Below are 10,477 nucleotides of genomic sequence, written 5' to 3'. Positions count from 1 at the left end.
GCGCTCAGATCACATAGTCCGGGGGAAGCCCGGCGCCGCGCAGCTCGGGCGGCAGGTGCGCCACGTCGTTGAAGGCGACGAGGTTCGGCGGACCCGCCGGGCCATACCGGATGACGGTCAGCCCGGCGTTGTGCGGGTTGAGGCCCAGCCACCGCCGCTCCGGCGCGTCGAGGGCGTGCCGGACCAGCCAGGCGATCAGGAAGGCGTGCGTCACGACCAGCTCACGGAGCGTCCCCGTGCCACCCGCGTCATCGGCGGCCGGGCCGGCGAACCGCCGTACCGCCGCCGCCGTCACCCGCGGCCCGTCGACCCGTTCGGCCACCGTGAACGGGGCCAGGAAATCGGCGTACGCCGGAGGCAGGCCGGCCGGTTCCGTGTCGTGCGGGAGGTGGTCGCCGACCAACTCGGTCGCGTACACCGGAACCCCCGGCAGTGCGGCGGCGACCAGCTCGGCGGTCTCCGCGGCCCGGCGCAGCGGCCCGTGGTGCACGGCGGCGAACGGCCGGCCCCGCAGCCGCTCGCCGAGCAGCCCGGCCTGCCGCCGGCCGCGCTCGGACAGCCCGGCCTCCGGCGCCTCGGTCGCCGCGTCCTCCTGCTCGCCGTGCCGGGCCAGGTACAGCAGACGGGTGATCATGTCCCACACCACAGCACGCCGGGAGGCGCGGGATCCACCCCACGCCTCCCGGTCTGTCGGCAACCAGCTCAGTCCACCCGGCCGGACGCCGCCCGCGCGAACGTGACCGACACCCAGAGCCAGCCGGCCGTCACCGCCAGGCCGAAGGCCACCATCACGGGCGGACCCGGCCGGACCATCAGCGCGACCCAGGCCACCGCGAAGAAGGCACCGGTCGCCAGGCTGCACGCGGCCCGGGCCCGCGCCCCCTTCCGCGCGGCCCGGCGCCCGACCAGCAGCGCCGCCACGATCAGCGACACGAAGGCGACCGCCGCCACCAGGAAGTGCAGCCCACCGTGCCAGCTGATCTGACCCGCGCCGCCCGGGGTGCCGACCGGGAAGCCGTCGGCCGGGTCGGCGCTGAAGATCGCGGCGCCCATCAGGCCCAACCCGTACAGGCCGAGCAGCCGGGGCACCCAGACCGACTCGGTGTCGGCGGAGCGCCGCAGCGCCCCGGCGGCGGCCAGGCAGAGCGCCCCGGTGACCAGGAACGTGGCGATCTGGATCCAGCCGAGGTCGCCGGTGCTCAACACGCTGACCGGGTGCCGCCGGAAGTCGAAGCCGTCCCGGGTGAGCGCCTGGAGCAGCGCCGAGCCGACGAAGATCGGCCCGGCCAGGACACCGCCGGCGAGCAGAGCGCGGTCCCGGTCGCCGATGGCCGGTCGGAGTGTGGGCAGCGGCATGGCCTGGGTCATCGGTCCGCTGCCCCTCAGCCCCGGGGGAACATCTGGCCGATGCGGATCCGGTTCCCGAACGGGTCCCGGATGCCGAAGTCGATCCCGTACGGGCGCTCGGTCGGCTCGTCGGTGATCTCGACCCCCTTGGCCACCAGGTCCTCGTGCGTCTTCCGGGCGTCGTCGGTGGTCATGAAGAGGTAGCCGCCCAGCGCGCCCTTGGTGAGCAGCTCCCGGACCTGCTCGGCGGTGGCCGGGTCCAGTGCCGGCGGGCCGGGCTTCTCCAGCAGGATCTCCCGCTCCGGGTCGCCAGGCAGGTTGACCGTGAGCCAGCGCATGAAGCCGAGATCCTGGTCGGTGTTGAGCTCCATGCCGAGCTTGCCCACGTAAAAGTCGAGCGCCTCGTCCTGGTCGAGGACGTAGATCTGGGAGCGGCTGATCGCGTTCATCGTCATGGGAATCACGCTAGACGTAGACCCTGACCTGCTGCTTATCCAAAACTGCTGGGTCGGGTCCAGGCCTTGGTGAAGCAGGACGGCACGTTGGTCGGCACGGCGCGCCGGCGGAAGTCCGTCGGCGACTCCCCGACGATCTGGCGGAACGTCCGACTGAACGTGCCCAGGCTGCCGAAGCCGACCGCGTAGCAGATGTCGGTCACGTCCCGCTCGGTCTCCACCAGCAGCGCCATCGCCCGCTCGACCCGCCGGCGTTGCAGGTAGCGGTGCGGGGTCTCGCCGAAGGTGGCCCGGAACGTCCGGATGAAGTGCGCCTCGGAGGCGTGCGCGATCCGGGCCAGCGCGGGGATGTCCAGCGGATGCGCGTACGCCCGGTCCATCGCGTCCCGGGCACGCAGCATCGCCCGGTTCGACTCCTCCACCGCGCGACTCATCCGCCCCCGTCTCGTTCTTCTCCCCCGGCCCGCTGCCCGGCTCAGGTTACCGCCAGCGCCCGGGCCGGCCGGCTCAGCGACCCCCCGCCGGCGGTAGGACCGACGTCTGGGTCACGTCCTGGTCCCGCAGCTTGCCGTAGACGACCTCGGACGTGAACCCGCCGATGAATCCGATCGCCAACACGAAGAACACCAACTGCCGCGCCTTGTCGCCGGCGAGCAGATCCGGGTTGGTGGAGAGCTGCGCCGCGACGAACAGGAGGAAGGCGATGACACCGGCGGCCGACCCCAGCGCGGCCGCCCGGAGCCAGTTGCCGTTGCCGTCGTAGGCATTGCGCACGATGGCGCCCCAGACCGACGCGAGCAGCGGAGCGGCCACGAGCACCGCGATGGTCTGCCATCCGCCGGTCGGCGCGGCGTAGGCCAGGGGAACCGTCGCGAGGGTGAGCAGGAGGAGGACCAACGCGGTCACGAGGCCGGCCATCGTACGCCGGCTGGCGGTCCGTTCAGCGACGCGCGAGGCCTGTTCCCGCTCCGAAACGCGTCGCACCTGGGCGAGCAGCGCGGCCACGACCGGCTGAGCCGCACCCGGCTGCCACGGCCGGGACAGCAGAGCCACCTCCTCCTCGGTGGCGACCTCGCGCTCGCCGCTGAGCCGGTGCCAGACCTTCTCCGCACCACCGCCGAACGCTGCCACCGGGGCGATCGCGATCCGGCGGGACAGGCCGATGAGCCCGGCGATGAACGTGGAGCGTCCGCCACCCACCAACAGCAGGCCATCGGCCGTCAGCAAGGAGCGGTAGTACGCGACCTCCCAGTCATCGGTCGACTCGGGCACGACCGAGAAGAGCGCCGGGTTGCGGTGGACCTCCTCGAAGCCGACGTCCTTCCCGTACCGGCCACGAACCAGGATCGAACCAGGGGCGGCCCGCCCCGAGCCGACGTACCCCCGCACGACATCCCGCTCCAGATATTCGGGGCCACTGGAGTAGACGACGATGTGACAGCCCTGAATGGCGAGTTCCGCTCCCAACGCGGCCGCCGCCTCGGCGGCACCCTCCGGGTCACGTACCGGGGGCGTGTAGGCGCGGTCGGCCTCGGCACTTCCGATGATCGCGACAACCGGGTTCATGCGACTCCCTTGGCGGTCGGTGCTACCGGCACTATAGGAGTGGCCGACCATCGAGCAAGGGTGTCGCGGGCATGGCGGCATGCCGTGAATCGGCGAACCAGCCCTGCGGGTATTGGAGCCCCCGGCCGGGATCGAACCGGCGACATTTCGCTTACAAGCTCTGTGCATCGCGTACGCACACGTCCGGGAACGGCTGCACGCTCGAAGCTTCGTCCATGCCAGTGCTCCTCAGCGTGCTGCCGTCCGGCGTGGTTGCTGTCAGCGTTGCTTTCAAGGCAGCAGCGCCGCCGCAATCGCCGAAATAGGCTGTCGATCATGCATGGGTTCACCGACGTCGACCGCCAGTCAGACCCGGACTCGTGGGTCGGCGTACTGGACCGCCTCACCCAGGAGCCCTTCTACCAGGCATATCAGCAGCGGGTCCGGGAGCTGCTCCATCCGGCGCCTGGCCGTCGCTACGTCGATGTCGGTGCTGGCACAGGGGCAAGCGCAGCCCAGTTGAAAGATCAATACGGTGTCAGCGTGGCAGCCGTGGACTATGCGCTGACCATGGCTGCTGCCATGCAAGCCCGCGGCTTGACCCAAAGCACCGTCGCCGACGCCCATCACCTGCCGTTTCTCAGCAACTCATTCGATGGGGCCTGGGCCGATCGCACCTTGCAACACCTCGCCGATCCCCACGCCGCGATCAAGGAACTCATCAGGGTTGTCCGGCCGGGTGGCCGCATCGCACTCGCAGACCCTGACTACGACACCCAGGTACTCGACATCGCCGACCAAGGCTTGGCCCGGCGCGTGCTGAGGTTCCGGGCTGATGTCCTCCTCCGCAACGGCACCCTGGCGCATCAACATGCCGGCCTTCTCGCCACACACGGCCTGGCCGACATCACCGTCGAATCCCGAACGCTGCTGGTCCGGAACCCGACCGCCGTCGACAACGTTCTCGGCCTCCGCAGCTGGGCTGCCACAGCTACTCAACGCGGTGCACTTGACCCAGCCGAAGCGCGTGCGTTCGAAGACCAGTTCGACGAGGCCGTCGTTGCGCAGCGGTTCACATACGCGGTCACGTTCTTCCTCACCGCCGCCACCGTCGCCTGAGACGGGAGCACCCGCCGGAAGAACGTCAGATGTTGAAGCGGAACTAAGAGCCGCTGCCGCGCTACCAGCGGGGATGCTGTCCGACACCTGCTTACACGGCGTCTCGGGCTGCCCTGGTTGCTCGCTGGTTGACGACGTTTCACGGTGTCTTGTGCCCCGCGTGTGCCCCGACCCCGTCGGCCGCGTAGCTACCAAAGGCTTCGCGACAATGGCCACATGCTCACCTACGTCCGTTGGTACTGGCCAGATGACGACCGCTGGAACTACGACGAGCTGGACGCTGATCGGTGGGCGCTGCGCCACGTTGAGCTACGCGGATCGGATCGGGTCTTCCTGGCAGCCGCGTCGATTTCAGAGGTGCTCATCGCTCGTGATTCAGGGACCCTGGGCGCGGTAGCCGAGTACGAACGGCGGTACGGGGTTGTGCCGGGGGCCCCGTTTCCTCCACCCGGCTCGGCGTTGGAACCTGCTTTGGAAAGCCTGTCCTCCGAGGAGTTCGAGCACCTGTGGCGGGATGCTCGTCGGCAACTGGAAGAGCAGACCGGCACCTGACTCGTTCGTCCCGAAGGAACCGCCATCCGCCGATGAGCTGCGCCAGCAGCAGGGCTGAGCTGTCCGAACGGTCCACCGGAGTCCATGTACGTCCGGCGTTGTCCGCGCCTGTCGTCACCCAGTTGGTCACCCAGCCCGAGTGTCAGCCGTTGACGCGGAACTTAGGCGTGCACACCGGTCACCAGCGACACGGCAGCTTGGCGCTGGTCGAAGCCACTTCTCTGCTCGCGTCACTGATGGCTATTCGCCGACGTTTCACGCTGTCGTGTGCCCCGTCTGTGCCCCCGGCGTCTCGCTTCCGGAAGGCCGACTTGGAAGGTCCATCAGAGCTGGCAGTCAGCCTGCCTCGGTCAGCCTGTCTGGCGTGTCGGGTGGTGTCGGCGTCAGGGTGGTTTGGCTGTACGGATGACTGTTCCGCAATCTTTCGTGATGGCCTGAGCTGGCGCGTATGCCGTAGCGTCGATGGCATGACGACGGTGCTGGTGTTTCTCGTGGCGTCCGTGGTGATGATGGTTGGGGTTGTCGTCTTCGTGGGCTGGCGAGATCGGAACCGTTTCTCATCGGATGAGGATTCGACTGCGGCCCGCCGGGCTAGCGCCGACCAGCATCGGCACGAGGCAGAGCGTCATTCTGCATCGGGCATGTCAGTGAGCAACCACAAGCCCAGCACGTAAGCAAGCCTCGTGCGATCAGGCAACGTGCTGACTGCCATCCCGTGTGCCGTCGGCCCGCCCTTCTGGGGAGCGGGCCACCACCCAACCCGCCACGTCAAGCGGACCTTGACGGCTGACTCGGACGCTGGCGGGTCGGGTGGTGGTCTGCTCGGCTTGCCCGGGTCGATGGCAGGCGGGATGGAGGACTACGACCTCGTCTTTCCCTCAGAGCGAGGCACCCCCATCGAGCCCACCAACCTCAGCCGCTCGTTCGTCCGGCTCCGCGAGACCGCCGGTCTGCCTGTGTCCGCTTGCACGATCTACGGCACACCGTCGTATCGCTGCTAATGGAGATGGGCGTCCCGCCGCACGTCGTCCAAGCCATCGCCCGGCACGCCGATGTGAAGATCACCCTCAAGGTCTACGCTCACGCCAACCTCGACGCGATGCGTCAGGCGCTCGGCAAGCTCGACGGGAAGCTCTCGTGAGTGCCATTGCTGTCAGCGTTGCTGTCAACCGGTCGGCTCGTGGCAGCGCCCATCGGGAAATGCCTGATGGAATTGGAGCCCCCGGCCGGGATCGAACCGGCGACATCTCGCTTACAAGGCGAGTGCTCTGGCCAGCTGAGCTACAGGGGCGCGTGCGTCGAGGTCAGCATAGCGAGTGACGTCTGGATATCCCGCTCGCGAGGCCTCCCGAGCACGGGAAACGTCAGCAACCCGACGCCCGTACGGTGTTACACCGTCGAGTCGTACGTCGATTGATGCATGACCGTGCCTGACTGACCGGATTGTGTAGGCAATGCGCCACTTCCGGCGCTCCCCCGCCTTGGCAGCGCGGGGAAAGCCGTTTACCGTGCAGTGACACGGACGACAAGCCGGCCGCCCTCGCGACCGGCCCGTTGTCTGTTGACCGGCATGGACACCATGCCGGTCGCTCCTTCACTCGGATCGTCCGGCACGTTCCTGCCGGTGAAAGGAAGCGCTTCACCATGGCTACGGTCACCTATTCCAAGGCGTCCCGGGTCTACCCGGGCCAAGAGCGTCCCGCCGTCAACGAGCTGGACCTCGAGATCGGCGACGGCGAGTTCCTCGTCCTGGTCGGCCCCTCCGGTTGTGGCAAGTCCACCAGCCTGCGCATGCTCGCCGGGCTGGAGGACGTCGACGCCGGTTCGATCTACATCGACCAGCGTGACGTCACCCACCTGCCCCCCAAGGCCCGCGACATCGCGATGGTCTTCCAGAACTACGCCCTCTACCCGCACATGACGGTGTACGAGAACATGGCGTTCGCCCTCAAGCTGCGCAAGACCTCCAAGTCGGAGATCGACCGGCGGGTCAAGGAGGCGGCCGGGCTGCTCCAGCTGGAGGAGTACCTCAGCCGCAAGCCGAAGGCGCTCTCCGGTGGTCAGCGTCAGCGCGTCGCGATGGGCCGGGCGATCGTCCGCGAGCCGCAGGTCTTCCTCATGGACGAGCCGCTGTCGAACCTCGACGCCAAGCTGCGTGTGCAGACCCGTACCCAGATCGCGTCGCTCCAGGCCAAGCTGGGCGTCACCACGGTCTACGTCACGCACGACCAGGTCGAGGCCATGACCATGGGCCACCGGGTCGCGGTGCTGCTCGACGGCGTCCTCCAGCAGGTGGACACCCCCCGGGCGCTCTACGACACCCCGTCCAACGTGTTCGTCGCCGGCTTCATGGGCTCCCCCGCCATGAACATCAAGACCGTCCCGCTGAACGAGAACGGCGCCGAGTTCGCCGAGCTGCACATCCCGCTGACCCGCGAGCAGGTCGAGGCGGCCCGCGCCGAGGGCGGCGACGGCAAGGTCACCGTGGGCTTCCGCCCGGAGGACTGCGACCTGGTCAGCCCGACCGAGGGCGGCATGCCGGTCGTGGTCGAGCTGGTCGAGGACCTCGGCTCGGACGCCAACGTCTACGGCCACGCCGCGCTGGGTGGCAACTCGGAGCGCTTCGTCGTCCGCACCGACCGGCGCACCATGCCGAACATGGGCGACACCGTGTTCGTCAAGCCGCGCACCGGCCGCAGCCACGTCTTCCACGCCACCACCGGCAGCCGGATCTGACGTAACGCCGTACCGACGACAGGGGCGGTCCGCTTCGGCGGGCCGCCCCTGTCGCTCGTCCAGGCCCCATCGGGCCCGTGGGCGCGACGAGGCCCCGTCCCCTGCTAAGGGGACGGGGCCTCGGGGGACTCTTGCCTACTGCTCGCTGGCGCGCCGGCGGGCGACCTCGGCCAGGGTGACCGCGGCGGCCACGCTGGCGTTGAGCGACTCGACCTCGGAGATCATTGGGATGCTGACGGTCAGGTCGCAGGTCTCCCCGACGAGCCGGGACAGCCCGCGCCCCTCGGATCCGACCACCACGACCAGCGGACCGACCGCGGCCTCCAGGTCGTACAGGTCGGTGTCACCGTCGGCGTCCAGGCCGACCACCATGAAGCCGGCCTCCCGGCACGCCTTCAGTGACCGGGTCAGGTTGGTGACCTGCGCCACCGGCACCCGCGCGGCCGCGCCGGCACTGGTCCGCCAGGCGGTCGCGGTGATCCCGGCGGCCCGCCGCTCGGGTACGAAGACACCCTGCGCGCCGAACGCGGCGGCCGAGCGGATCACCGCACCCAGGTTGCGCGGGTCGGTGACCCCGTCCAGCGCGACCAACAGCGGGGCCTGCTGCTCCAGGGCCGCGGCGACCATGTCCTCGAAGGGCTGGTACGCGAACGGCGGCACCTGCAGCCCGACGCCCTGGTGCAGCACCCCGCCGGTCATCCGGTCCAGCTCGGCGCGGCTGATCTCCAGGTTGGCGATGCCCCGGTCGGCGGCCGTCCGGATGATCTCGTTGACCCTGTCGTCCATGTCGATGCCCTGGGCGACGTAGAGCGCCGTCGCCGGCACCTGGGCGCGCAGCGCCTCCAGCACCGGGTTACGCCCGACCAGCAGCTCCGGCGTGTCCTTGGCCGGGTTGGACTTGCGCCCCGGCGCGACCCGGGGGCCGGACCGACCGGCAGGCTTGCCGCCCCGGCCGCCGGTGCTGCCACCCCGGTTGACCGGAACGCCACGGCCGCCACCCTTGCCCCAGGTGGTGTCCTTGCTGCCGGGCTGACCGATCTTGGGAGCACGCCCCTCCTCGGCCGCCGCGCGGCGCTCCTTGTCCTGCTTCCAGGCGGTGCGCTGGGGCAGCTTCTCGGTGCCCGAGTACCCCTTGTGCCACGGGCGCTCGTCGGCGGGCAGCGTGCGCCCCCGGCCGGCCAGGGAGTCCTTGTTCTTGCCGCCGGTGCCCTTGGGGGCGCCCGCCTTCGGCGTCAGTCGCCGGCCACGGCGCTGCGAGTTGCCGGCCATCAGTCCTGCTCTCCAATAGTCCAACGGGGCCCCTGGGGGGTGTCCTCGACCACCACGCCGGCCAGCTTGAGCTGGTCGCGCACCGCGTCGGCGGCGGTCCAGTCCTTGCGGCCCCGGGCCTGCGCGCGCTGCTCCAGGGCCAGCGCGATCAGGGAGTCCACCACGGCACGCAGATCATCCGAGCGGCCGCCACCGGTCCAGGCCGGGTCCAGGGGGTCGATCCCGAGGATATCCAGCATCGCCCGTACCGCGGCCAGAGTGGTGCGGACGGTCACATCGTCGCCGGTGCTCAGCGCGGTGTTTCCGTCCCGGAGCTGCTGCTGCAGCACCGCCAGCGCGGCGGAGGTGTTGAGGTCGTCGTCCATCGCCGCGACGAAGCCGCTCGGCAGCTCGCCCAACTGCCCGGCGCCGACCCGCTCGGCTGCCCGCTGCACGAAACCCTCGATCCGGCGGTACGCCGTGGCCGCGTCCCGCAGCGAGTCCTCCGAGTAGTCGATCACGGAGCGGTAGTGCGCGGCGGCGTAGTAGTAGCGCAGCTCCACCGGCCGTACCCCGAGCGAGTCGACGTACGCCAGGTCCAGAGCGTTGCCGGCGGACTTGCCCATCTTGGCCCCGCCGATGCTGAGCAGCCCGTGGTGCACCCAGTAGCGGGCGAACGGCAGCCCGGCAGCCTGGGACTGGGCGATCTCGTTCTCGTGGTGCGGGAAGGTGAGGTCGAGCCCACCGCCGTGGATGTCGAACTCCGGGCCCAGGTAGCGCCAGCACATCGCCGAGCACTCGATGTGCCAGCCCGGGCGGCCCAGCCCCCACGGCGACGGCCAGTAGGCGTCGGCCGGCTCGTCCGGCTTGGCGCCCTTCCAGAGCGCGAAGTCGCGCGGGTCCCGTTTGCCCCGGTCGGGGGCGTCCCCGGCCGACTGCATGGCGTCCGGCGACTGCCCCGACAGCGACCCGTACGCCGGCCACGACGCCACATCGAAGTAGACGTCGCCGGAACCGTCGGTGGCCGGGTAGGCGTGCCCGTCGGCGACCAACTTGGTGATCAGCTCGTGCATCTCGGGGATGTGCCCCGTGGCGCGCGGCTCGTAGGTGGGCGCCAGCACGTTGAGCGCCCGGTACGACTCGGCGAGGGTCAGCTCGTTGGCGTACGCGATCGACCAGAACGGCCGGCCCTGCTCCCCCGCCTTGACCAGGATCTTGTCGTCGATGTCGGTCAGGTTGCGGATGAAGGTGACCTCGTAGCCGGCGGCCAGCAGCCAGCGGCGCAACACGTCATAGTTGACGCCGGAGCGAAGGTGACCGATGTGCGGCGCGGCCTGGAGGGTGAGACCACACAGGTAGACCCCCACCTTGCCGGCTTCCCGCAGGACGAAGTCCCGCACCGAACGGGTGGCGGTGTCATACAGGCGTAGCGTCACCGTACAAGGGTAGCCGTCCGCGCCTGTCCGGGTCGGCCG

General features: G+C 69.9%; 12 protein-coding genes and 1 tRNA gene. 5 read left to right on the top strand and 8 right to left on the bottom strand.

Features of this window, described 5'->3' with window-relative positions; all coding sequences use genetic code 11:
* Nucleotides 1-4: 4 nt before the first annotated feature.
* The 5 genes from DKT68_RS16110 to DKT68_RS16090 all read right to left on the bottom strand — a co-directional run bounded on the left by DKT68_RS16110 (nucleotide 5) and on the right by DKT68_RS16090 (nucleotide 3,368).
* Entirely contained in the window at nucleotides 5-634 is a 630-nt protein-coding gene (locus DKT68_RS16110) for a histidine phosphatase family protein (protein WP_109818231.1), read from the bottom strand.
* 68 nt (nucleotides 635-702) lie between these two features.
* A complete protein-coding gene (locus DKT68_RS16105) occupies nucleotides 703-1,368 on the bottom strand; it encodes a DUF998 domain-containing protein (RefSeq protein WP_201749061.1) in 666 nt (221 codons plus the stop codon).
* Between the two features lie 14 nt (nucleotides 1,369-1,382).
* Nucleotides 1,383-1,802: a VOC family protein gene (locus DKT68_RS16100; protein WP_109818226.1), complete on the bottom strand. Its 420-nt coding sequence runs from the start codon at nucleotides 1,800-1,802 to the stop codon at nucleotides 1,383-1,385.
* Nucleotides 1,803-1,837: 35 nt separating this feature from the next.
* Nucleotides 1,838-2,236 carry a helix-turn-helix domain-containing protein gene (locus DKT68_RS16095; RefSeq protein ID WP_109818225.1) on the bottom strand — a complete coding sequence of 133 codons (399 nt, stop codon included), beginning with the start codon at nucleotides 2,234-2,236 and terminating at the stop codon, nucleotides 1,838-1,840.
* Nucleotides 2,237-2,309: 73 nt separating this feature from the next.
* A complete protein-coding gene (locus DKT68_RS16090; RefSeq protein WP_109818224.1) occupies nucleotides 2,310-3,368 on the bottom strand; it encodes a hypothetical protein in 1,059 nt (352 codons plus the stop codon).
* Between the two features lie 315 nt (nucleotides 3,369-3,683).
* On the opposite strand from DKT68_RS16090, the gene DKT68_RS16085 reads away from it, so the two are divergent.
* The 4 genes from DKT68_RS16085 to DKT68_RS32000 all read left to right on the top strand — a co-directional run bounded on the left by DKT68_RS16085 (nucleotide 3,684) and on the right by DKT68_RS32000 (nucleotide 6,159).
* Complete coding sequence (locus DKT68_RS16085; protein WP_109818223.1) at nucleotides 3,684-4,466, top strand: methyltransferase domain-containing protein; 783 nt, start codon at nucleotides 3,684-3,686, stop codon at nucleotides 4,464-4,466.
* A gap of 216 nt (nucleotides 4,467-4,682) precedes the next feature.
* Nucleotides 4,683-5,018, top strand: a complete 336-nt coding sequence (locus tag DKT68_RS16080; protein ID WP_109818222.1) for a hypothetical protein — start codon at nucleotides 4,683-4,685, stop codon at nucleotides 5,016-5,018.
* A gap of 467 nt (nucleotides 5,019-5,485) precedes the next feature.
* Complete coding sequence (locus DKT68_RS16075; RefSeq protein ID WP_109818221.1) at nucleotides 5,486-5,692, top strand: hypothetical protein; 207 nt, start codon at nucleotides 5,486-5,488, stop codon at nucleotides 5,690-5,692.
* Between the two features lie 290 nt (nucleotides 5,693-5,982).
* The gene (locus DKT68_RS32000) at nucleotides 5,983-6,159 is read left to right on the top strand and encodes a tyrosine-type recombinase/integrase (protein WP_236646921.1); all 177 of its coding nucleotides are present in this window, start codon (nucleotides 5,983-5,985) and stop codon (nucleotides 6,157-6,159) included.
* 73 nt (nucleotides 6,160-6,232) lie between these two features.
* On the opposite strand, the gene DKT68_RS16065 is transcribed toward DKT68_RS32000, so the two are convergent.
* Nucleotides 6,233-6,309, bottom strand: a tRNA-Thr gene (locus tag DKT68_RS16065).
* 353 nt (nucleotides 6,310-6,662) lie between these two features.
* Between DKT68_RS16065 and DKT68_RS16060 the strand changes: the two genes are divergently transcribed.
* Nucleotides 6,663-7,754, top strand: coding sequence for an ABC transporter ATP-binding protein (locus DKT68_RS16060; protein ID WP_109818220.1), 1,092 nt, complete (start codon nucleotides 6,663-6,665; stop codon nucleotides 7,752-7,754).
* Nucleotides 7,755-7,889: 135 nt separating this feature from the next.
* Here the strand turns inward: DKT68_RS16060 and rlmB are convergent, their stop codons facing one another.
* Together rlmB and cysS are read right to left on the bottom strand one after the other, a co-directional pair.
* On the bottom strand, nucleotides 7,890-9,023 hold the full coding sequence (rlmB, locus tag DKT68_RS16055) for a 23S rRNA (guanosine(2251)-2'-O)-methyltransferase RlmB (protein ID WP_109818219.1): 1,134 nt from the start codon (nucleotides 9,021-9,023) through the stop codon (nucleotides 7,890-7,892).
* Complete coding sequence (gene cysS, locus DKT68_RS16050) at nucleotides 9,023-10,438, bottom strand: cysteine--tRNA ligase (protein ID WP_109818218.1); 1,416 nt, start codon at nucleotides 10,436-10,438, stop codon at nucleotides 9,023-9,025. Before cysS ends, rlmB begins: the two co-directional genes overlap by 1 nt.
* Between the last annotated feature and the right edge of the window lie 39 nt (nucleotides 10,439-10,477).

Source organism: Micromonospora acroterricola (genome assembly GCF_003172955.1).
Taxonomy (GTDB): domain Bacteria; phylum Actinomycetota; class Actinomycetes; order Mycobacteriales; family Micromonosporaceae; genus Micromonospora; species Micromonospora acroterricola.
The sequence above is the reverse complement of the archived record's forward strand: the minus strand, read 5'-3'. Positions and strand labels throughout refer to the sequence as shown.

Bases quoted from the DNA above. Each gene is read 5' to 3' on its own strand.
- DKT68_RS16110 (WP_109818231.1), bottom strand. From the start codon at position 634: ATGATCACCCGTCTGCTGTACCTGGCCCGGCACGGCGAGCAGGAGGAC.
- DKT68_RS16105 (WP_201749061.1), bottom strand. From the start codon at position 1,368: ATGACCCAGGCCATGCCGCTGCCCACACTCCGACCGGCCATCGGCGAC.
- DKT68_RS16100 (WP_109818226.1), bottom strand. From the start codon at position 1,802: ATGACGATGAACGCGATCAGCCGCTCCCAGATCTACGTCCTCGACCAG.
- DKT68_RS16095 (WP_109818225.1), bottom strand. From the start codon at position 2,236: ATGAGTCGCGCGGTGGAGGAGTCGAACCGGGCGATGCTGCGTGCCCGG.
- DKT68_RS16090 (WP_109818224.1), bottom strand. From the start codon at position 3,368: ATGAACCCGGTTGTCGCGATCATCGGAAGTGCCGAGGCCGACCGCGCC.
- DKT68_RS16085 (WP_109818223.1), top strand. From the start codon at position 3,684: ATGCATGGGTTCACCGACGTCGACCGCCAGTCAGACCCGGACTCGTGG.
- DKT68_RS16080 (WP_109818222.1), top strand. From the start codon at position 4,683: ATGCTCACCTACGTCCGTTGGTACTGGCCAGATGACGACCGCTGGAAC.
- DKT68_RS16075 (WP_109818221.1), top strand. From the start codon at position 5,486: ATGACGACGGTGCTGGTGTTTCTCGTGGCGTCCGTGGTGATGATGGTT.
- DKT68_RS16060 (WP_109818220.1), top strand. From the start codon at position 6,663: ATGGCTACGGTCACCTATTCCAAGGCGTCCCGGGTCTACCCGGGCCAA.
- rlmB (WP_109818219.1), bottom strand. From the start codon at position 9,023: ATGGCCGGCAACTCGCAGCGCCGTGGCCGGCGACTGACGCCGAAGGCG.